The organism is uncultured Rothia sp. (genome assembly GCF_916715725.1).
GTDB lineage: Bacteria > Actinomycetota > Actinomycetes > Actinomycetales > Micrococcaceae > Rothia.
The window spans coordinates 94,747-116,859 of sequence record NZ_CAKAPD010000003.1 but is presented as its reverse complement, the minus strand read 5'-3'; the positions used below and the strand labels follow the sequence as shown (position 1 = coordinate 116,859).

The window sequence follows — 22,113 nt, the reverse complement described above, 5'->3', positions numbered from 1 at the left end:
AATAGCTCAGGGCGGGGTACCGGCAACCCAAATGGTGCCGGTACCCCGCCCTGATGGTGCCCGCGCCTCCACGTGTGGAGGGTTCGGCACCCGATGTATTTAGTGCATCCAGCCGGTAATCAGGCCGTTAGCGAAGAAGATGAGGAACACTGCGGAAACCACGTACATGAGCCAGTGCACGTCCTTGCCGCGGCCCTGCACCAGGCGGATGAAGACGTAGGACAGGAAGCCTGCGCCGATACCGTCCGCGATGGAGTATGCCAGCGGCATGAAGATGATGGTCATGAATGCGGGGATACCCAGACCCCAGTCGTTCCAGTCGATGTTCACTGCCTGGCGAATCATCAGGAAGCCAACGAACACCATTGCGGGTGCAACAGCTTCGAAGGGCACGATGGTGACCAGCGGGGACAGGAAGATTGCGACGAGGAACAGCGCGCCGGTGACGACGTTCGCGAAGCCGGTGCGTGCGCCCGCGCCGATACCGGTTGCGGACTCCACGAAAATCTGGCTGGAGGAGGAGGAAGTGCCACCGCCGACTACGGAGCCGAGGGCGTCCACGAGCAGGACCTTGTCGACGTTCTCGATCTGACCGTCCTTGATGGTGCCTGCTTCGGTTGCGAGACCGACGGAGGTGCCCATTGCGTCGAAGAACGCGGAGATGAGGATGGTGAAGATCAGCAGAACGGCGGCCATGCCGCCGAGAGTGCCGAAAGCACCGAACAGGTCAGCGGAGCCGAACAGGGAGAAGTCGGGCAGCTTGCTGGTGTTGGAGTCCCAGACGGGGACGTTGAGGGACCAGCCGGTGGGGGACTGAAGCGAGCTGCCGGAGGGCACGACCTTTTCCAGGATGATGGAGAGGGCGGTGGAGGCGAGCACGCCGTAGAGGATTGCACCCTTCACGTTGCGGATGAACAGCGCAATGGTGAGGAACAGGCCGAAGAGGAAGACGAGGGTGGGCCAGCCGAGCAGGTGGCCGCTCACGCCGAAGGAGACGGGCACGGTGGTGCCGGCTGCGTCGGGCATACGGCGGATGATACCTGCGTTGACGAGGCCGATGAAGGCAATGAAGAAGCCGATACCGACGACGATTGCGACCTTGAGCGATTCGGGGACCGCGTTGAACACTGCGGTGCGGAAGCCGGTCAGCACGAGGATGGTCATCAGCACACCAGCCCATACGACCAGACCCATGATGGCGGGCCAGGTCAGTCCGGGGGTGGAGGCGATGGTGGTTGCCAGTAGCGCGTTCACGCCGAGGCCTGCCGCCATGGCGAAGGGCTGCTTGGCGATGACACCCATGAGGATGGTCATGACGCCTGCGACCAGTGCGGTCATTGCTGCGACCTGCGGTACACCGAGGGCGTTGCCGGATGCGTCCTTGCCGAGGCCGATGATGAGGGGGTTCAGCACGACGATGTAGCTCATCGCGAAGAAGGTGGCGAGGCCGCCGCGGAATTCGGCGGCGATGGTGGAGCCTCGCTCAGTGATTTTGAAGTAACGGTCCAGTGCGCCCTTGGCTTCTGCCTTGGGGTTCTGGGGAGCCGCGGTGTTCTCAGAAGACATTCGTGAAAATCCGTAGATACTCATAGTCGGGGCGGGCACCGGGGTTCCGAGCCCGCATAAAAAAGTGCCACTTCCCGGTGTGTTGGGGAGGTGACACTGTTGTTACCGAAATATTCTACGGTTAAAGTTTCTCTAAGCGTTAATCCAGGAAATTCCCAGCTTTCGTTCAGAAAGCCTGAAAAGGCACTGTAGAAACTATAAAATCCGCTGACTAGCAAAAAAATATATGTTTTGAATCTAAATAATTCGAAAATCTATACCATTTAGGTTGTGAAGGTGGTAGTCTTCTAGCACCAGGCCTGCGGTGGTGAAGTTTAGACCCACCCGCTACAGACGGGGATTCAACGATGAAAAATGCTCTGAGAGTGTGCGCAGTATTGTGTACGGTTCTGACCTTTCTGCTGGGTAGCGCCCTCATCTCTGTCCTGGAGACGCAGACCCCTCTGGGTACCAATGTGCAGGCACAGCTTTCTCTCCGTGCTTCGCAACAGTCTAAGTCTGAGCTGATTCAGAACTTTGATGCTCTGGTGGATCGCTACGCTGCCGATGGTGCCCAGCTACTTAAGGTGGTTGCTGACCCCGAAGATTTCTGGCACGGAAAATCCGTCTACGTGTTTGGGGCGAATTCACTGAGCTCTGACGGTGAAACTATCGATTGGTTCGACCCTGATAAGCACGGGAAAAAATATCCGTCACGAGCACTGGGGGATTCCTCGCTTGACGGCCAATATGCGTTAGCGGGTAGCCAAGAATTTGTGCGTGCTTTTGAAAACCTTGCCCGTGAACAAGGCATGGATGTTAAAGTTACCTCCGTTAACCCGGCGCGTGTTGTCTACGGGGCGGTTACTTCTTCGGGCTCTCTGACGAGCCTTATTTGCCTGGCTGTGCTCTTCTGTACCGCAATCATGGGGTGGTTGTCGGTCCGTTCGCGAACTCAGAATATTCTGCTTCTGAACGGATACTCCCCGCATCGTCTGCAGCGAAGGGATGCACAAGACCTCCTGCTCCTGGCGCTACCTCCTGCAGCGGTAACAGCATTGTGCATGGGATGCGTAGAGGGGTTCGTGTACGGCGTGGCGCATCTTCCTCAACTGATGGGGGTTACAGCGCTGATTTTTGCCGTGTTTACCGTTCTCATGCTGGTTGCTCTCCTGCTTATCAACCTCATGACTTGGCCGAGCATCAATGCTGTGGGACGCAGGGAACCGGCGTATCGACGTTTTACAGTTCCGAGTGCAATCGCTAAGTATGCTGTGGTGGTTTTAGTGGCGTGCACTATTCCGGGTCTGGTCTCAAGCGCTCAAGTGAGTTTGGGTAGGAGTGATTCGGCGGCTGGCTGGTCTCTTCTTTCTGACCAGTACACCTTACGGGTGAACGTGCCTGAAGCGACGATACGGGATGAACAGGCGCTCGCCTCCTACGACCAGGCCACAGTGCGTGCTTTAGGTTCTCTTGAATCACGGAACGGCGTCCTCCTGTCCTATGCGTTGGAAAACGTTAAGGGTTTGGAGGGTAGCGGATACGATGGCGCCCTTATGGTGAACCGCGCCTATGTGGACCTTCTTCAGCAGCGTCTTGGCTTGTCGTTCAAGAACGTTGAGGATAGTAGCTTCCCTGGATCTCAGTCTTTGCGTGCAGAGTATTCTTTCCACCAGAAAGACCGGGAAGATCGCGGATTTACTCTGCTCACTGTGGAGGATAAAACCAACTCGTCGGGGGTAAAGGTGCCTGCTTTGAGCTCTCAGGATTCACGGCTTCTGAACTATAAAAAGCCTGTTCTTGTGGTAACCGAATCGGCGACGCAGAATCTACAACCTTCCTTTATTTCTGCGGCCTTGACTACCGGTAACATCATGGTCTCTCAGCCTGCGTCTGTACGGGCTGCCTACAACGCTGAGGAAATTGGGCAGACCCTACTTTCTGTGGACCGCGCGGGAGAAGAACACCTTTACATCGCGCAGCTGGAACGTAACCAGTATGTTGCGCATATAGTGGGCCTAGCAATTCTCTGTGCGGCACTCGTTATTGGTACAGCAATTAATACGTACATTACCCTTGCGGCTCGTGCTCGTAATGATTTTGTTTTACGTACTGCTGGTCTGCCTCTTAGAACAATTTTTAGTGGGTACCTTCTGAAGGAAACCTGCATTGTGTGCCTTTGCTCTGCTGCGGCGTTGGTACTTCTTCTGGTGCAGGGAGCAGAGTACGCTTTTTCAGCGTTGGCGGCACCACTGTTGTACGGCACTATTCTGGCGCTGGTGCTGAGACTGAGTTTTAGCCGTATCTTCACCGCGACGGTTCACCGTCGTCACGTATAGGAGTGAATGATGAGGAATACTGTTTATCCCTCTAGTAATGGGGAACATCCTGAGGTAACTATCGCCTCCCGCAATATTGTGGTGTATGCGCAAGGGCAGCCCATTCTCCAGAGTCCCCACTTTGAGGCATATGCGGGGGAAGTGACTGGCATTGTAGGTCCGAGCGGATGCGGTAAAACGACGCTTCTGAATGTGTTGGGTCTGCTGATACCGCCTCATGAGGGTGAGGTGGTTATCGGGGGTCGCCATATGGAGCGCGCTCGTGAAAAGGAGCGTCTTGCGTTCTGGGCTGATGAAGCTTCCTTCGTTTTTCAGGATTACGGAATTATTGAGGAATGGAGCGTTATCGAGAATATTCTGCTTGACCGTAAGACCTTTGGCCGTGCTCGAATTACGGATGAGAGCCGCGAGCTTCTGAGCATCATTGGTCTTGAAGGGAAGGAGCGTACTTCGGCTGCCCTGCTGAGTGGTGGTGAGAAGCAGAGAGTGGGCATTGCTCGGGCAATCCACAAGGGTGTGCGCTACATTTTTGCGGATGAGCCGACGGCAAGTCTCGATGCTGAGAACCGGGCATTGGTTATTGAGCTTTTGAGCTCTGCTGCTCGTCGTGGAGCCACAGTTATCGTGGCGACTCATGACGCGGATATGATGGCCGCCTGCGATAGGCTATGCCGTCTTGAAAGCCCTACCAGAATTCCCGATTCGGGATTAGCGGATGTAAACGTAAATTCTCATCGGAAGGAGAACGAATCATGACGACCAGGAGTCCTCTAGCTCGTGATGAGTATGATCGTGTACCGGAAAATTCAGGAGGTGACACCCCTCGAAAAAACGGATTGCGGCATCTGCCGCGAAAAGTGGTGGGCGTTCTAGTATCTTGCGTGGTGTTCGTTGGTGCTCTTCTGGGCCTGTACTGGGGCGGAGCTTTTGAGCCATGGCTGAATGAGTATTCGACCACTACACCAGCTTGTGCAACAGCTTCTTCACCGGAGGATGTGCAGCAAGCTCTTGCGCGGACCGAAGAGCTTAATGCTATTCGTTCGGCTGCGAAGAATGTTGAATTCTCCCAGACGCTTCTGTGCGATGGGCAGAAGGCTGTTTTGACGATTACGTATACTGACCGGTCGGATTTTAAACATTTGGACGATGCGGTGACTTCGGCACAGTTGGGTGCTGCTGCTGAGATTAAGCTCAAGAGGTAGGCGTGTAAAGAACGGTGGTTGTTTATCGCCCCTGCGCGAACAACGATGACATATCAGGTTAGTGAACCCTAAGTTCCTGCTATATTCGAGGTGAAATAATGTGTCGCCGAATGCATGGTTCCGTGTGGTGAGCCTTTTTCGGCACCTATAAGAAGGAGTCCACCGTGGCTGAAACCCCGCAGGAAAACACCGCCATTCCCACCGAGAACTACCCTGCCGCAGAATCCCTGCCGGTACGCCGGCGCGCCATCGTAGCAACCGACCGCCCCGCCCGATACATCAAACAGCTCGGCTCCCACATGGGCCGCAAGCTCGGCACCGCAGAACTGCCCGACGGCCTGCGCCTCACCTTCAACCGCGACGGCATCTTCCGCGGCTACGGTGACCTGCGCGAAACTGAAGGCGCCCTCGTCATGGAGGTGCGCGCCGAAAGCGACGAGCAGGCAGCCCACTTGGCGGATGTGCTGAACCGTCACCTGGCCCGCTTCGGTGAGCGCGACGAACTGGTCGTGACCTTCGAGGCGGTACCCGCCTCCTAGCCCGCGCAGCTCGGTGCGGGTCGTATGTTCAGGCCTTATATACGTAGCCCCCGGTGCGGTGAGTTTTTCTCACCGCACCGGGGGCTTTTAGTCTGCGGTTGAGGTACCCAAGATCCACGCGGATGCGTGTTCTACACCCTGCCCCGCCCTCCTGCACCTTGGAGGGTGGGACAGTTTTATGCCCGTTTTTATGCCTGCTGCGTGCGGAGGCCCCGGGGCTGGATGCACCACCCCGCCCGAATCAGGTGACCTCGCCCGGATTACCGCCCGGATTAGGTGACAGAAAATTGTCCTATTTAGTGGGCGAAGACATATAAGCCCCCGAACACCCGTCAATCCCCGGTAAAATAGGCAGGAAGTGAACACTAAGCTCACCGCCTGTTCGCGCCGCACCGGGCGCCGGACGGTGAACTTCGAAAGGAAGATTTTCGTGTCTGAAGCAGCACGCCCCCTGCGCGTCGCCGTTATTGGTGCAGGTCCCGCCGGTATTTACACCGCCGACATCCTCACCAAGTCTGAAGAGGTCCGCACCGGCGCCGTCGAGGTCGCCATCGACATCTTCGACCGCTACCCCGCCCCCTTCGGCCTGATCCGCTACGGTGTGGCACCGGATCACCCCCGCATCAAGGGCATTATTACCGCACTGCACAAGGTCCTGGACCGCGGCGACATCCGTTTCTTCGGCAACGTCGAATACGGCAAGGACCTGACCCTCGCCGACCTGCGCGAACACTACGACGCCATCATCTTCGCAACCGGCGCGATTTTTGATGCACCCCTGAACATTAAGGGCATCGACCTGGACGGCTCCTACGGCGCAGCAGACTTCGTCTCCTGGTACGACGGCCACCCCGACTACCCCCGCACCTGGCCGCTCGAAGCTGAGCAGGTTGCAGTGCTCGGTAACGGCAACGTCGCTCTGGACGTCTCCCGCATCCTCTCCAAGCACGCTGACGACCTGCTCGTCACCGAAATCCCCGACAACGTCTACGAGGGTCTGAAGGCTTCCCCCGTGACCGACGTGCACGTCTTCGGTCGCCGCGGCCCCGCACAGATGAAGTTCACCCCGCTCGAGCTGCGCGAACTCGCACACTCCCGCGACGTGGACATCGTCCTGTACGAAGAGGACTTCCAGTTCGACGCTGCTTCCGAAGAAGCAATGGAGAAGAACGCACAGACCAAGGTCATGATGAAGACCCTGCGCGGCTGGCTGGAAGACCAGAAGACCAACGAGCAGACCGCATCCCGCCGCCTGCACCTACACTTCCTGCAGTCCCCGCACGAGATTCTCGGCGAAGACGGCAAGGTCGTGGGCCTGCGCATGGAACGCAACAAGCTCGACGGCAACGGCGGCATCATCGGCACCGGCGAGTACGTGGACTACCCCGTACAGGCTGTCTACCGCGCAATCGGCTACTTCGGTTCCGAACTGCCCGAAATCGGTTACGACGACAAGCGCGGCGTCATCACCAACGTTGAGGGTCGCGTCGTGGACGAGAACGGCGAGGTCGTTCCCGGCCTGTACGCATCCGGTTGGATCAAGCGCGGCCCCGTCGGCCTGATCGGCTCCACCAAGTCTGACGCGCTCGAAACCATCACCCACCTGCTCGAGGACCGCGAGAACCTCTACACCGCACCCGAGCCGGAGGCAGAGGCATTCAGTGCCTACCTGGACTCCAAGGGCATCAAGTACACCACCTGGGAAGGCTGGCACCGCCTGGACGACCACGAGAAGGCACTGGGCGCAGCATCCAAGGATGCTGCCGGTGAGCCTCGCGCCCGCGTGAAGGTTGTGGACCGCGACGAGATGATTAACATCTCCCGCGGCGAGTAATCTTCTAGCACGTAGAACATAGAAATCGACCCCGTACCGTGAGCCGGTGCGGGGTCGATTTTTGTCTATACATAAGGAGGCGGGGGCGGCAGGAAACAGGGGAGCCACGGGGAGGAAGCTCGAGAAGCGCTCGCCCGAAAGAGAGGTTAAAGAAAACCCACCCCGCACCATGAGGTCATGCGGGGTGGGTTGGGTAGGTGCCGAAGACACTCGAGGACATACCCTCCGGCTACCCGGACGCGCAGCGAGCCCATGCAGTGACTCCACGTGCGGCGCATCCCTTAACGGGGTCTAGAAAGCTAAAGAAACACCAAGATTAGCTCTCTAAACACGCGCATAGCCGTACGGTGTGTAGACTATGCACACTTTTTGAGGACGTCTTCAATGCCCAGAATGGCCTTGAGTACGGTTTCAGTTTCGGTACCCAGCTTCTTGCGGGCTTCACCAGAAATGACAGCCTTCACGATGTTCTTGAAGGTCTTCCACTGCTTGAAGGCGTTAACGAGTGCCTTAATAAGCTTGTAAATGGCGATGCCCAGCTGAATGACAAACTTTGCAATACTGATAACGCAAGCGATAACACCAACGGGGGAGAGTGCTGCGTGGGCACGTCCATCAGACTTGCGGACAGCGGCCTTAGCGCTTGCAATCTGACGGCCTGCGTCAGTGCCCTGGACGGTGGTCAGGTTGCCCAGTGCGCTCTCAATGCCGCTATTAACGCGGTTGGAGGATCCAGGCTTCGCATACTTCAAACGGGCAGGTACCTGCTCCAGACGGCGCAGAATCAGCTTGAGCTGCTGGTCGGCAGTCATTGCCTTCTGCGGGTGTGCCATCTGCTGTGCCTGCGCTGCGGGTGCAACTGCACAGCCGAGAGCGATGGTTGCGGTGCCTACGCCAAGCGCACGGAACGCCGTGCGACGGTTCATCGTTGCGGACACTGGATCCCCCTTCGGATCTCTATGCGGTTTATCGGTGCTGTAATGTGCGGTGACTTTACGTCTGGGGCTCCGGAAGTGGCCCCGTGCAAGGTCCGGAAGTGACCTCACGCCCTCTATAGTACGGTGCTCAAAGAGGGGGCTTCAAGCCATTTCAGGGGGTATTTTCAGCTGGCTTTCATCTGTCCTTGTCAATCGCTAGAGGTTTATCAAATCTTTATATTTCTGTGTCGTCATAATTCCATATTTACTTGCACGGAGAGAAAAATACGCATCTGACAAGCCGGTTTATTGTATTCCCTGGAGTGAATATTTTCATTTAGGTGCACTCTGTGGGGTATTTGCTGTATGGGGAAGATTTTTATGGGCCACATGGGGGCCGAGGCGGGTATCAGAGGCGAGTATCAGGCGAGCCCCACTGGAGGTCTAAGCTGTGCACCCTCTTGCAGTTTTTGCACTCCGGGTTGCGCTTGGGGTTGTGCCTGGCGTTGCGCTTGGGGTTGGGTTACGCCTGCTCGTGCACCTTATATAAGTGCCCCAGAAATTACTAAAAATTTTTTGGAGATATTTTGGAGACTTTTTGGGCTGCCGCGAGGTGGGCGAGGGGTGGAAGGCACCCCCCGGAACTTTTGTGAAGGGTTGTTTACGTGTCTTCGGACTCTCTTCCGGGCATCTTTGGAACAAAATTTTGGAAGATTCTGAAGAAAATTTGTAGAAATCAGAGTAGAAAATAGGGCTCCCTCGAAGCCTCTAGGGGCACCCAAAAGCCGCTAAAACCCCTCCAAAAGCCCCTGATTTGGGTTGTTGTGAAGAAATTTTAAAATTTTTTGAAGTTTTTCTGAATCCTTATTGACAAGCTTAAACACATATGTGCCAGGCTATAAATGGTCGAAAATGGGGGTCAAAATCGGGCAAAATCGAACAAAACGGTTTGCGCACCTCCTCAGACCTGTCATAGACTAGTGGAGGTTCGAACGACGGGATGAAGAAAACGGAACCTGTTCGATCGACTAGGCCCCCATCGTCTAGCGGCCTAGGACGCCGCCCTTTCACGGCGGTAGCACGGGTTCAAATCCCGTTGGGGGTACTTGCAAATCTCACGATTTGCAAAGCCAAGTTTGATGAGATAGAATCTATTTCTGTTGATTCCAACAAGGCCCCGTAGCGCAGTTGGTTAGCGCGCCGCCCTGTCACGGCGGAGGTCGCGGGTTCAAGTCCCGTCGGGGTCGCTCTGGCCGCGTAAGTTCAGATGATTGTTCATCCGAAGACGCGGTCATTGCGTATCTAAAAGTAAATACGCAAGGCTCTGTAGCTCAGTTGGTAGAGCGTACGACTGAAAATCGTAAGGTCACCGGATCGACGCCGGTCGGAGCCACGAAATCCGCCTCCAGGCTTCTACAGTGGGGCGGGTTTTGTTTTTAAAAAAACTTTGCGGTTGGCAGAGACTGCGACCCGTCAAAAAGGCGGCACCTTGGGAATAAAACCCCGAGGTGCCGCCTTTTTGTATACAGATTGTATACAGAGGCACCTGCCCTATAGTCACTGCAGAAAGCACCACCGACCCATGACCACCCAAAATTCAGCCGCGCAAAATTCAACTCACCCGCACCAAGAGGACTCGCCTCAGATTCCCTGGGCAAAAAATGCTGCCACCGGCGGTGCTCAGGTAGCAAGCAACCCCGCAGGCGGAATCCGATTCGAGAACATCACCAAGAGCTATTCGAGCCGAACCGGCGAACCCACCACGGTGCTGCAGAACCTGAACCTGCACATCCCCGCCGGGCAGATTACCGTGTTCGTCGGCCCCTCCGGATGCGGTAAAACCACTAGTCTGCGCATGATTAACCGCATGGTCGAGCCCAATAGCGGCACCATCACCATTGACGGCGTGAACGTGCACGAGAAGAACCCCTACGAGTTGCGCCGCGGCATCGGCTACGTCATGCAGCAGGGCGGGCTCATGCCGCACCGCACCGTCGCGCAGAATATTGCCACCGTGCCGCGCCTGCTCGGTGCCTCCCGCAAGGAGGCGCAGGCTCGCGCGCTCGAACTGCTTGAAGTGGTCGGCCTGGATTCTTCGTATGCTAAGCGCTACCCCGCCCAGCTCTCGGGTGGCCAGGTGCAGCGCGTTGGTGTGGCACGTGCTCTCGCCGCCGATGCACCCGTCCTGCTGATGGACGAGCCGTTCTCCGCGGTGGATCCGATGGTGCGTACCGACCTGCAGCGCGAGCTGCTGCGCCTGCAGGCTCGACTCGCCAAGACGATCGTGTTCGTCACCCACGACATTGATGAGGCGCTCCTGCTGGGAGATCGTATCGCCGTCTTCGCGGAGGGCGGTCGCCTCGCCCAGTTCGGCACTCCCGAAGAGATTCTGTACAGCCCTGCCGATGATTTTGTGCGCTCCTTCGTGAGCCGCTCCGTTGCCGGTCTGCTGGATGAACAGACGGTGCGCCAGGCACGTGCGCGTCGACTTTCCGCATCCCGAGAAGCACAGAATAGTGCGGTAGAAGGTGAGAAAAGCGAATGAGCCTTCTAGAAAATACTGTGCTCGCGGCACCACCTATCGTCATATCACCGCTCGCGGTAAGTGACATGCACTGGGAGTGGGTCGCCACCAATAGTCAGCGCATCCTCGAGCTGACCCTCAGCCACCTCTACCAGGGTGTCGTGCCCGTCGCGGTTGGTACCCTCGTCGCGCTGCCGGTCGCCTACTACGCGAGCCGCCGCCGTGACCGCGGTTCCGAACGCCGCGTCGGTGCGCGAACCCTCATGCACCTCTCCTCGCTGCTGTACACCATCCCCTCCATTGCGCTCTTCGTGCTGATGCCGCTCATCCTGGGAACCTCGATTATTTCCCCGCTGAACGTGCTTGTCGCCCTGAGCGTCTACTCCTTCTCTCTGATGGTGCGCTCCGGCGTGGATGCCTTCGACTCCGTACCCGATAGCGTGCACGAATCTGCACGCGCCCTCGGATATACGCCCCGACAAGCGCTGATGGAGCTCTACCTGCCCCTCGCTACGCCCGTCATTATGGCGGGAATCCGCGTGGCAACCGTGGCAAATATTGCGATGGTATCCGTGGGTGCCCTCATCGGCGTGCCCTCGCTCGGCACGCTCTTCACCGACGGACTCGCGCGCAATATCCCTTCGGAAATCCTGGCTGGCGTAATCCTTAGCCTGCTGCTCGCGTTGGTCCTCGACCTGCTCCTTATCCTTCTGACGAGGGCACTTACACCCTGGCAGGCGGCTACGGTTGCGAACCGCCACAGCCCCGAAAGGAAGGCATAACCCGTGAACGTCATAGAGCGAACCTTCGCCTACCTCATGGACGGCGCCAACTGGCAGGGAAACGGCGGAATCCTCGTGCGCCTGCTCGAACACCTGAGCGTCACCGCCCTCGCCACCGCCTGCGCGGCACTCATCGTCGTGCCCCTCGGCCTCTGGGCTGGACACCACCGACCCTCCGACGGCGCTAACCGCCGCCGCAGCAACCTGCTCATGAGCGCCGTAGCCGCCACCCGCGCGCTACCTGCGCTCGGTCTGCTCACCATCCTGGCGCTCTGGCTGGGCGTCTCAACCCTGCCCGCCCTCATCGTGCTCATTATTATTGCGGCGGCACCCCTGCTCGCCGGAGTTCTTGAAGGCCTCGCCGCCGTACCGGAAGACCTCGTGGACGCAGCCCGCGCCCAAGGCCTGACCGAATGGCAGATCCTGACCCGCCTCGAAATCCCACTCGCCGCCAATATGATGCTCGGCGGGCTCCGCTCCGCACTTGTGCAGGTCATCGCGACCGCGACCATCGTCGCCTACCTGAGCGGCGGAACCCTCGGCAGGTACCTCTTCGACGGGCTCGCCGTGCGCGACTACCCGCGCATGCTTGTCGCAACCCTGCTCGTAGCGCTTCTCGCCTTCGCCGTGGATGCGCTCATGGGCCTTGCGCAGCGTGTGCTCACCCCCGCGGGGCTCACCATCAACCGGAAGAAGGCATGAGCCCGATGAATCAGACACATCAAACCTTCACGCGCCGTACCGTCTCTCGTCGCACTGCCCTAACCGCCGCCGGAGCGCTCGGCATGGCGGGTGTTCTTAGCGCCTGCGGGCTCAGCGGCGATAAAGTCTTCAGCGGCGAACACGAAGGAATCATCGTTGGCTCAGCCGCCTTCGCCGAATCCCAAATCCTTGCCGAAATCTACGCTGGAGCCCTCGCCCGGGCGGGATTCAACGCCCGTACCCAGCTGAGCATCGGCGCCCGCGAGGCGTACCTGGGGGCACTCGCCTCCGGTGCGGTGGACGTTATCCCGGACTACTCCGGCAACCTGCTGCTCTACCTGGACCCGAAGGCAACCGCCTCGACCGCCGAGCAGATTCTGCGGGCGCTACCCGCCGCCCTCGGCACCCTCACCACGGGTGGCTCCGGGGCTGAAATCCGCGCCCTGAACGCCTCCGAGGCGGAGGATAAGGACTCGCTCGTCGTCACCGCGCAGACCGCCCAGAAATACGGTCTGCGAAGCCTTGAAGACCTCGCCTCCCGCTGCACGAATCTGAAGCTCGGCGCCGCCCCGGAGTTTGCCGAGCGCGCCTACGGCATCCCGGGTCTGAAAGAGAAGTACGGATGCGTTCCCGCCGAGTTCGTGCCCCTCTCGGATGGTGGCGGCGCGCTGACCGTCAAGGCACTGTTGGATGACACCGTGCAGGTGGTTGACCTCTACTCGACCACCCCCGCGATTGAGCAGAATCAGCTGGTGGTGCTGGAGGATCCGAAGAACATGATTCTGGCTCAGCAGGTGCTGCCCATTATCAATACGTCGCGAGTTCCCGACTCTGCGGCGGAGGTTTTGAATCGTGTCTCGGCGAAGCTCACTACCGCCGATTTGCGCACTCTCAATGACCGTGTTTCGGGTACCTCCAAGCAGGAGCCCGCGCAGGCGGCGGCTACCTGGCTGAACGAGCACGGCTTCTAAGATTCCGCCTGATATTCCATATAAATTCCGCTACAGGAATGTATATAAACAAAACTGACCTGGTAATATTCTAGAAATAGAATATTCCCAGGTCAGTTTATATCATCCCGCTCCACAGGCGAGGGGAGAGGCGCGGAACCGCTTTTAGCCCTCAATCAGCAGCGCAAGCGCCTCGTAGGGACGCAGGCTCAGCGTCACCGTCTCAGCCGAATCAGATTCAGCCGAACCCGCCGAGGCGGACTCCGCTGCAGAATTCTTGTAATTACACACCAGCACGCGACCGGAACGAACGAATTCCGCCGGCACCTCGACCTCGGTCGGCTCACCGTAGAAGTTCGTCAGCACCAGCATGCGCTGCGCCGGGTGGCTATCCTCGGCAGGAAGCTCGCGCAGGTACGCGAACACCCGCTCGTGCTCCAGCGCGTAGGGGGTGTAGGAGCCGTACGCAATCACCGGGTACTGCTTACGCAGCGCAATCAGGTTGCGGTAGTACGGCAGAATCACGCCGTCGCGTTCTTCATCCTCCACCGAAATGCCCGCGCCGGTTGCCGCATCGCGCACCGGGGCGGGAGCCAGCCACGGCGACTCCGAACCGAAACCGGCGGTCGCAGAATCCGCGGTCCACTGCATCGGCACACGCGAATTATCGCGAGCCTTCGACGCTACAATCTCCAGTGCCTGCTGCTCGCTCAGTCCGCGTTCACGCAGCATCGCGTAGGCGTTGTGCGCCTCCACATCCACGTACTGCTCAATCGAGGAGTAGACCGGGTCAATCATGCCGATTTCCTCGCCCTGGTACACGTACGGGGTGCCGCGCAGCAGGTGAATCACGGTCGCCAGCATGGTTGCCGACTCGGCGCGGTAACGCTCAACGTCGCCAAAACGGTTCAGTGCGCGCGGCTGATCGTGGTTATTCCAGAACAGTGCGTTCCAGCCGCCGCCAGCCTGCATGCCCAGCGCCCAGTCGTTCAGAATCTGCTTCAACTCGGCAAAGCGGAACGGGACCTTCGACCACTTCTCACCGTTCTCGTAGTCCACCTTCAGGTGGTGGAAGCTGAACACCATATCCAGCTCGTGGTTCGCAGGGTTGGAGTAGCCCACGCAGTTCTCGATGCTGGTCGAGGACATTTCGCCCACGGTCACGGTGTCATCATACTGACCGAAGGAGGCGCGGTTCAGCTGCTGAACGCGGGTGTGCACAATCGGGGTGTCGGTGTATTGCGCCTTGTCCACGGTGCCTTCGGGGGCGTCGAGTAGTTCCTCGCCCTTACCGATGACGTTAATGACGTCGAAACGGAAGCCGCGCACGCCCTTCTCGTACCAGAAGTTCACGACCTTAAACAGCTCGTCGCGCACAGTCGGGTTGTACCAGTTCACGTCAGCCTGGGTGCGGTCGTACAGGTGCATATAGAACAGGGGAGTGCCGTGCTCATCCGTGTACTCGCCAAAGCGGGACCAGCAGGAGCCGCCGAACTTCGACTCCCAGTTGGTCGGTTCGCGCAGCTGACCGTCCTCGGTGTATTTGCCGGGGCGAATGTAGAAGTAATCCCAGTACTCGTGCTCACCGGCGAGCGCACGCTGGAACCACTCGTGCTCGGTCGAAACATGATTGAGCACCATGTCGAACATGACGCCCACACCGTGCTTGGCAAGGGCGGCAATCATCTCTTCGACGTCCTTCATGGTGCCCAGGTCGGGGTTGATGGCGTAGTAGTCGGAGATGTCGTAGCCATTGTCGTTCTGCGGGGAGGCGAAGAACGGGTTGAACCACACCATGTCCACGCCCAGAGAAGCAATGTAGGGAACCTTCTCGATGACGCCGCGCAGATCGCCGTAGGCGCCACCCGCCGCGGAGTAGAAGGACTTGGGGTACACCTGGTAGATGACGGAGGACGCGAAATCCTTACCGCCTGCCGGGGTGGTTGCCGGCGTGAGGGTGAGCGATGCGGTGGGTGCCTGTGTCATAGAAACCTTCTGAAATGTAAGCAGGGTTCAGCGTGTATAAAAGCGTGTATAAATCAGTGTGTTGGAAATGAACCGCACCGGTGCTACGTGTGGTGCTACGTATGCGCAGCGAGGCCCGTACGCGGCAGGCACGGCGGCCCACCGCCTCCCGGTGCGTTCGCCGACTGAATATCGCCGCCCGCAACCTGGGCTCATTCCAGATTAGGGGGCATAATGGGGTGATGTCCCCCATCTACCCCAAAGGGGGCAATTCTGCCGCAGATCCGGCACAACCCCCGTGGCCTCAACCCTCCCACCGATAGGCGGTTGCAGGCTCGTGCGCGTTTCGATGCATGAAACCAAAGTGACCCTGAGCTGAAGAGCGTTGGACGCCGCGCGTAAAATCAGTACTTGCATCACTACGGAAGGTAAAACAATGCCAGAACTGCGTTCACGTACTTCAACTCACGGCCGTAACATGGCTGGTGCCCGCGCCCTGTGGCGTGCCACCGGCATGGGCGATGACGACTTCGGCAAGCCCATTATTGCTATCGCGAACTCCTTCACCCAGTTCGTGCCCGGCCACGTGCACCTGAAGGACATGGGTGAGCTGGTCGCCGGCGCGATTCGTGAGGCTGGCGGCGTCGCCAAGGAATTTAACACCATCGCTGTTGATGACGGTATCGCGATGGGTCACGACGGTATGCTCTACTCGCTGCCTTCCCGCGATCTGATTGCTGACTCGGTCGAGTACATGGTCAACGCGCACCGTGCCGACGCGCTGGTCTGCATCTCTAACTGTGACAAGATCACCCCCGGTATGCTTCTGGCCGCTATGCGCCTGAACATTCCCACGATTTTTGTGTCCGGCGGCCCGATGGAGTCCGGCGAGGGCATTGAGGGCGTTGTTGAGCACCGCCTCGACCTGATTGACGCCATGGTGATGGCTGTTAACGACAGTGTCAGCGATGAGGCTCTTGCCCAGGTCGAGAAGAACGCCTGCCCGACCTGTGGCTCGTGTGCGGGTATGTTCACTGCGAACTCCATGAACTGCCTGAACGAGGCCATCGGCCTGGCACTGCCGGGTAACGGCACCACCTTGGCTACCCAGGTGGCTCGTAAGGAGCTGTTCCTGGATGCTGGCCGCCGCATCGTGGAGCTGGCTAAGCGCTACTACGAGCAGGATGATGAGTCGGTTCTGCCTCGCTCCATTGCGACCAAGGAGGCGTTCGAGAACGCTATGGCGCTGGATGTGGCGATGGGCGGTTCGACCAACACCGTGCTGCACACCCTGGCGATTGCTCACGAGGCGGGCGCTGACTTTACCCTGAAGGATATTGACCGCATTTCGCGTCAGGTTCCCTGCCTGGCGAAGGTCGCCCCGAACTCCACCAAGTACCACATTGAGCACGTGCACCGTGCCGGTGGTATTCCTGCCCTGCTGGGTGAGCTGAACCGTGCCGGCCTGCTGCACAAGAACGTTCATTCTGTTCACGCTGACTCGCTGGACGAGTGGCTGGACGAGTGGGATATCCGCAGCGGCAAGGCTAGCGAGAAAGCGAAGGACCTGTTCCTCGCGGCTCCCGGCGGTGTGCGCACCACCCAGGCGTTCTCCACCGCGAACAAGTACGAGTCCCACGAGACTGACGCTGAGAACGGCTGCATCCGTGCCGTGGAGCACGCGTACACCAAGGATGGCGGTCTGGCGGTCCTGTACGGCAACATCGCCCAGAACGGCGCAATCATCAAGTCCGCCGGTATTGATGAGGAGCTGTTCCACTTCAAGGGTCGCGCTTTCGTGGTTGAGTCTCAGGACGAGGCTGTGTACGAGATCCTGTCGAAGAACGTGAAGGAAGGCGACGTTGTCGTCATCCAGTACGAGGGTCCGAAGGGCGGCCCGGGTATGCAGGAGATGCTGTACCCGACCTCCTACCTGAAGGGTCTGGGCCTCGGTAAGAAGTGTGCACTGATTACTGACGGTCGTTTCTCCGGCGGTACCTCTGGTATTTCGATTGGTCACGTCTCCCCGGAGGCGGCTGCTGGCGGCGCTATCGGTCTGGTGCAGACCGGTGACGAGATTGAGATTGACGTGAACAACCGCATCCTGCGTGTGAACGTTTCGGATGAGGAGCTGGCTGCTCGCCGCGAGGCGAAGGGTGCTGCACCGTGGCGTCCGTCGAAGCCGCGTGAGCGTCAGGTATCGAACGCCCTGAAGGTGTACGGCATGCTGGCTGCTTCGGCTGATAAGGGCGGCGTGCGCATCCTGCCCGAGGACGTATAAGCCCCTTACGTATCGTGTGAGAATTTAATATCTTGCCCTATGGGCTGGCGCCCCGTTCCGCGGTTTTTCTGCGGGCGGGGCGCTGTTCTTTGTCCGCGTCTTTGTCTACCGTCGTGGGATACTCGGTGCGGCGTATTGCCTTGTCAGTTGCGGTGCAGTAGGGTGTAAGAAGGTATTTAGGTACCCGATTCACCGACTCAGCACAACCACTCAAACACAACGCAATTCGCAACCCTCACGAGGACGCATTCATGGTTACCCTGCCCGCACGCGCACAGCGTGCTTTTACTCGTCGTGCCCTGACGGCTCTTGCCTGCATCGGTGCGCTCGCTTTGAGCTCTTGCTCTGCCCAGCCGCAGGCTGATGATTCTGAAACCGCCCCGATGAAGGTGGCGACTTCTTCCGCGGCTGTTGACGCGAAGACCCTGTTCCACGCGGCGGACGGCTCCTGGAAGCCGAATACTGTGCAGATCTCTGCCGGTCTGGATTCCCCTGCGACCTACGATTCGGTGGCGACTCCCACGGATGAGCCGAGCACCGACGCCGAATACGAGGCGGCATACGCCACGGCGAGCGGCTCCACGAACACCATTGATGCGGGTACCCGCTGCGGCTTGACCAGCCAGCTGGGTGGTTCCGCCGGTATCTACGTGTACGACGGTTCGGATTGCGCGAAGGCTCAGGAGGCGGTGCGCCTCTTCAACAGCCGCAAGAACCAGGACGGTTCGGCAAGCGTGGAGTGGTACCAGTGCGCTACGAAGGTGCAGGGCCGCGACTACATTACGGGTGCCTGCTTCACTCAGGGTGGTAGCGCTGAGAAGCCTCGCCTGGCGTTGATTCCGGCGCAGACCCGCATGCTCTCGGGTGTGCTGACTTTCGCTGAAGCGTACGGCGGTGGCACGTTCGGTCAGGGCGATTCGGCAAAGACCGTTGAGGCGCTGCGTTTCACCAGCCCGGACTCTAAGGTCGCGTGCTCGGTGACCCTGTCAGGTGTGGATTGCCAGGCGCTGGTGGGCGTGACCCTGGAGGGCTGGGATGCCGCATCCGGTAAGGCGCAGCAGCGTGTGCACATGGTGCAGGGCCAGGCACCCGAGGTGAGCCTGGTCGGTCAGACCTCCACCCCGGAGCCGGTGAATACCGAGGGCATTACTGCGCTGCCTGCCGGTCAGGTGGTGACCGCGTACGGTTACACCTGTAAGTCGGTGAATACCGGTAAGGTGCATTGCGTGAGCGCGACGAATGGTTTCACGCTTGATTCGGTGGAGGTTGGCGTCGAGCGCCGATAAGCTGAGAGCGCCGCTCAACCGCAAATGAAGGCGAGGCACGCCGCTAGTAGCCGCGCTCGCCTCCAAGGCTGATATACGAATATACGAAGGTGCCCGGCACCCCTCAAGCAGGGGTGCCGGGCACCTCGGTCTTTAACGTCGCTTAGCGGAAGTTGACGATGCGAACGTCCAGTTCGGAGGAGAGCAGCGGCTCCCATGCGGCGACTGCCTTCTGGAAGTGCTCGGTGCCCATGTGCTTTTCGAGCAGTTCCTGGGATTCCCAGCGCTCGATGAATGCGAAGTCGGTGTCGGAGACGGCGCCGAAATCGTAGCTGACGTTGCCTTCGTCCTGACGGCTTGCGGTCACGAGCGGTTCGATGGTCTTGAGGAATTCTTCGACGTGCTCGGGCTTGACGGATACTCCGGCGTAAACACCAATCATGGGGCTCTCCTTATCGGATGGTGCGGCGGGCTGCCGCGTCGTATATGACTCTTTTACGGTACACCTTCACCTTCGCCTCGGTGGGGTATGTGCGAGGTTTTCTCGAGCTGTGTTCCCTGCCTTGGCGGTGCGTGCGAGGAGTTGCGGTTATTCCATTCGCTGACTGTAAAAAAGGTGTTTTATATTTGCGTGCCCCTTTCTTTTCGACCTATAAAAGAATGAGGACGATACACCGCACGAATGGAAGGAGAAGCGGTATGGCACGCATGGGGGGTGACACTCATGGGATTTTCACCGGCGCACATCAAACGATGTACCCTGACCTGGGAGGCACCCGACTATAGCGCCTCGTACCCTGCCGGTTACACGGATCAGGGCGTTGCTGTGATTGCGGTGGCTCAGGAGCATCGTAAGGCGCAGGGTTTTTGTTATTCCGCCTTGTCAACGGTGGTTTTTATTTCAAAGCAGGACGGCACCCGCACCGTGGTGAATGAGGAGCAGATGCTCTCTACCCACGTCCATTCCCTCATGGAGTGCTGTGATGAGGTGCATCCGCGTCTGCTGGGTCGTGCCGTGCTTTCTGCGTGGGATGTGGTTCCTGAGCAGTACCGCCAGAACCTGGTGACGATTGCTGCTGACCGTAAGAATTTGAAGCATCTTTTCCGTGACTGTGACCAGTTGAAGGCGATCATGGAGTACCGCGCCTTTGAGAAGGTGCTGGACCCGTACGATAACCATTCTTTGGGGGAAGTGCATGTGAAGCTTGCCGGCACGCCCGCGTATGAGCGGGTGCAGGCTGAGGTGTGCGCTGCACGTACCGCTGTGGATGAGATGGTGGAGGAGGCGCTGACCCCTCGACCGCTGGATCAGCTGCAGGACTATAGCGTTTTCACGGATTGTTCGTTCCGTTCGACTCACAATAAGAAGTATCAGCGTGGCGGCCGTATGGGCATCGCCGGCGTAAGTGAGGACGGCTTCTATTTTCATGCCCACTATGATGGCGTGAATATTATGACCGGTGAGCTGTCTGCAATGTTGGCGGCTTATACGGTGTTCCATAGTGGGTCGCGTCGCCTGATTATTCATACGGATTCTTTGGGTGCGTTGACGTTTGTGTTGCGTTTGGCGCATAGCCGTTGGGCTTTTGAGGCGTGGGTTTCTGAGGGTATTCAGGATGAGCGCGTGGTGGCTCAGATGCGTGCTTTGACGGAGGCTATCCGCGAGAAGCGTGTGCTGGTGAAGCATGTTCCGGGTCATACGGGCCACGGTTTGCAGGAGAGTAGCGACTCTGTGTCGAAGATGCATCGCCATTTTCCGGGGCAGATTGTGGATAAGCGTCATCAGAGCGAGTTTAATCAGCGTTGCGAGTCGATTATTACTGCTTTGTCGGGTTGTGCGAAGGCTGTTCGTTTGCTTGCGCCGGAGTGGTTGCAGATTAAACCTTCTTCAATCCACACGGGAAACCGTTTATGGCGCTAAACTAGTCCAGGGTAGAAATGAACGCGCGATGCATTCGCCGCATACGAAGGTATGCGATGTCGGAGGTGTCGCGTGTTTCTTTTTGCCCTTTTCTGTGTGTGTGCTTGTTCTGTGTGTGCTTGTGTGCGGTGGGTCTGCAGCGATAGATGCACAGTGGCGGGGATAGAATTGTGTGAAGAATTTTTGATTCTCCCGATTTGTTTAGCCGGCACATACTATTTTTGGGACCCTTTTATGTCTTTTCTTCCTCCTCCCGACTCGTCTCCCTTTAATCCGCTGGTGGTGCTGTATGCGCTGACGGCTCTGTGCCTTCTCAGTTTTATTGGCCTCTACCTGCGGGAACGCCGTAGCGTGTTCGTGGGCTGGCTTCTGATTGCGACCGTGGGGCTGCTGGGTACGAGCCTGGCCGTGACGGCTATTGTGTCGGAGAACCAGATTTTGCTGGTGCTGGCGTTCCTTATTGTTATTATTCCGGCGTTTCTTTCGATTTTTACGCCTCTGGGCTTGACCGGTCTTTTCCTCTATAGCGGTATTCGCCTCATTGTTCGTGAGGGTTTTTCGCTTACTAATTCTTTGGCGTTGGCGGCCGGGGCGGCACTGATTGTGGGTCCGTTCTTTGCTCCCGGTCCCGCTGAGAATACGCCGCTGGGCGGTGTGTGGGGCACTATTTATTTCTATCTTTCGCTGGTGCTGACCTATTTCACGATTTACGCGGTGGGCTTTACCGTGGCGGCTGCGTTGAACCTGGTTAATTTCCGCAAGCAGGCTGACTATGTGGTGGTTCTCGGTTCGGGTCTGATGGGCGATCAGGTGACTCCTTTGTTGGCGGCGCGTATTAATCGCGGTATTGAAATCTACCGTAAGAACCCCGGCTCGAAGCTGATCATGTCTGGCGGTCAGGGCGCGGATGAAGAGGTGCCCGAGGGCGTGGCGATGACCCGTTACGCTATTGCCCGCGGTATTCCTGAGGCGGACATTATTGTGGAGGACCGTGCGGTGAACACCCGCGAGAACCTGCTCTTCTCTTACGCCCTGATGCCCGAGGTTGCCGAGGGAATGACCCCGAAGGTTGCTGTGGCAACAACCAGCTACCACCTGTTCCGTGCGTTGCTGCTGGCGCGTTCGCTGGGTCTGAAGTGCTGGGGTGCAGGCGCACCGACGAAGGTGTACTTTGCGGTGAACGCGTTTATTCGCGAGTTCATCGGCTACCTGAGCATGACTCGCCGCCGCCACATCATCACCCTGAGTGTGTGCACGGTTCTCTACATTGCGCTGGCTCTCTTTGTCTGGTGGATGTACTCCTTCGGCCTGGTGGGCCCGGGCGAACCGGTCTAGCCTGCGGCTCTT

The 22,113-nt window shown here is 58.5% G+C and carries 17 protein-coding genes and 3 tRNA genes; 16 read left to right on the top strand and 4 right to left on the bottom strand.

Annotation, left to right across the window (positions count from 1 at the left end):
• Nucleotides 1-99: 99 nt before the first annotated feature.
• Nucleotides 100-1,566, bottom strand: coding sequence for an NCS2 family permease (locus QZ822_RS03320; protein ID WP_294642583.1), 1,467 nt, complete (start codon nt 1,564-1,566; stop codon nt 100-102).
• A gap of 347 nt (nt 1,567-1,913) precedes the next feature.
• Between QZ822_RS03320 and QZ822_RS03315 the strand changes: the two genes are divergently transcribed.
• The 5 genes from QZ822_RS03315 to QZ822_RS03295 all read left to right on the top strand — a co-directional run bounded on the left by QZ822_RS03315 (nt 1,914) and on the right by QZ822_RS03295 (nt 7,459).
• Nucleotides 1,914-3,884, top strand: coding sequence for a hypothetical protein (locus QZ822_RS03315; protein WP_294642581.1), 1,971 nt, complete (start codon nt 1,914-1,916; stop codon nt 3,882-3,884).
• 6 nt (nt 3,885-3,890) lie between these two features.
• Nucleotides 3,891-4,640 (top strand): ABC transporter ATP-binding protein, encoded by a 750-nt coding sequence (locus tag QZ822_RS03310; protein WP_294642579.1) that lies wholly within the window; start codon nt 3,891-3,893, stop codon nt 4,638-4,640.
• Nucleotides 4,637-5,086, top strand: coding sequence for a hypothetical protein (locus QZ822_RS03305; RefSeq protein ID WP_278860145.1), 450 nt, complete (start codon nt 4,637-4,639; stop codon nt 5,084-5,086). The genes QZ822_RS03310 and QZ822_RS03305 overlap by 4 nt, the downstream gene beginning before the upstream one ends.
• A 164-nt stretch (nt 5,087-5,250) precedes the next feature.
• A complete protein-coding gene (locus QZ822_RS03300; RefSeq protein WP_294642573.1) occupies nt 5,251-5,625 on the top strand; it encodes a DUF2218 domain-containing protein in 375 nt (124 codons plus the stop codon).
• Between the two features lie 430 nt (nt 5,626-6,055).
• Complete coding sequence (locus QZ822_RS03295; protein WP_294639649.1) at nt 6,056-7,459, top strand: FAD-dependent oxidoreductase; 1,404 nt, start codon at nt 6,056-6,058, stop codon at nt 7,457-7,459.
• A 356-nt stretch (nt 7,460-7,815) separates the two neighbouring features.
• On the opposite strand, the gene QZ822_RS03290 is transcribed toward QZ822_RS03295, so the two are convergent.
• The gene (locus QZ822_RS03290; protein ID WP_294642571.1) at nt 7,816-8,397 is read right to left on the bottom strand and encodes a hypothetical protein; all 582 of its coding nucleotides are present in this window, start codon (nt 8,395-8,397) and stop codon (nt 7,816-7,818) included.
• Nucleotides 8,398-9,408: 1,011 nt separating this feature from the next.
• On the opposite strand from QZ822_RS03290, the gene QZ822_RS03285 reads away from it, so the two are divergent.
• From QZ822_RS03285 to QZ822_RS03255, 7 genes are all read left to right on the top strand, one after another.
• Nucleotides 9,409-9,481 (top strand) — tRNA-Glu (locus QZ822_RS03285).
• A 68-nt stretch (nt 9,482-9,549) separates the two neighbouring features.
• Nucleotides 9,550-9,623, top strand: a tRNA-Asp gene (locus QZ822_RS03280).
• Nucleotides 9,624-9,696: 73 nt separating this feature from the next.
• A tRNA-Phe gene (locus QZ822_RS03275) sits at nt 9,697-9,769 on the top strand.
• A 189-nt stretch (nt 9,770-9,958) separates the two neighbouring features.
• On the top strand, nt 9,959-10,921 hold the full coding sequence (locus QZ822_RS03270; RefSeq protein WP_294642569.1) for an ABC transporter ATP-binding protein: 963 nt from the start codon (nt 9,959-9,961) through the stop codon (nt 10,919-10,921).
• Complete coding sequence (locus QZ822_RS03265) at nt 10,918-11,682, top strand: ABC transporter permease (RefSeq protein WP_314988545.1); 765 nt, start codon at nt 10,918-10,920, stop codon at nt 11,680-11,682. Before QZ822_RS03270 ends, QZ822_RS03265 begins: the two co-directional genes overlap by 4 nt.
• Nucleotides 11,683-11,685: 3 nt before the next feature.
• Nucleotides 11,686-12,384: an ABC transporter permease gene (locus QZ822_RS03260; RefSeq protein ID WP_294642565.1), complete on the top strand. Its 699-nt coding sequence runs from the start codon at nt 11,686-11,688 to the stop codon at nt 12,382-12,384.
• Nucleotides 12,385-12,389: 5 nt separating this feature from the next.
• Complete coding sequence (locus QZ822_RS03255; protein WP_294642662.1) at nt 12,390-13,355, top strand: ABC transporter substrate-binding protein; 966 nt, start codon at nt 12,390-12,392, stop codon at nt 13,353-13,355.
• Nucleotides 13,356-13,499: 144 nt separating this feature from the next.
• On the opposite strand, the gene QZ822_RS03250 is transcribed toward QZ822_RS03255, so the two are convergent.
• Nucleotides 13,500-15,320: an alpha,alpha-phosphotrehalase gene (locus tag QZ822_RS03250; protein ID WP_294642564.1), complete on the bottom strand. Its 1,821-nt coding sequence runs from the start codon at nt 15,318-15,320 to the stop codon at nt 13,500-13,502.
• Nucleotides 15,321-15,735: 415 nt separating this feature from the next.
• Between QZ822_RS03250 and ilvD the strand changes: the two genes are divergently transcribed.
• Together ilvD and QZ822_RS03240 are read left to right on the top strand one after the other, a co-directional pair.
• Entirely contained in the window at nt 15,736-17,580 is a 1,845-nt protein-coding gene (gene ilvD, locus QZ822_RS03245) for a dihydroxy-acid dehydratase (RefSeq protein WP_294642562.1), read from the top strand.
• 251 nt (nt 17,581-17,831) lie between these two features.
• Nucleotides 17,832-18,866: a 2-oxoglutarate dehydrogenase gene (locus tag QZ822_RS03240; RefSeq protein WP_294642560.1), complete on the top strand. Its 1,035-nt coding sequence runs from the start codon at nt 17,832-17,834 to the stop codon at nt 18,864-18,866.
• Nucleotides 18,867-19,008: 142 nt separating this feature from the next.
• Here QZ822_RS03240 and QZ822_RS03235 read toward each other — a convergent pair whose 3' ends face one another.
• A complete protein-coding gene (locus tag QZ822_RS03235; protein ID WP_044150828.1) occupies nt 19,009-19,287 on the bottom strand; it encodes a putative quinol monooxygenase in 279 nt (92 codons plus the stop codon).
• A 282-nt stretch (nt 19,288-19,569) separates the two neighbouring features.
• Here QZ822_RS03235 and QZ822_RS03230 point away from each other — a divergent pair, with 282 nt between their 5' ends.
• Nucleotides 19,570-20,766 carry an RNase H family protein gene (locus QZ822_RS03230; protein WP_294642559.1) on the top strand — a complete coding sequence of 399 codons (1,197 nt, stop codon included), beginning with the start codon at nt 19,570-19,572 and terminating at the stop codon, nt 20,764-20,766.
• A gap of 234 nt (nt 20,767-21,000) precedes the next feature.
• Complete coding sequence (locus QZ822_RS03225; protein ID WP_294642557.1) at nt 21,001-22,101, top strand: YdcF family protein; 1,101 nt, start codon at nt 21,001-21,003, stop codon at nt 22,099-22,101.
• Nucleotides 22,102-22,113 lie beyond the last annotated feature (12 nt).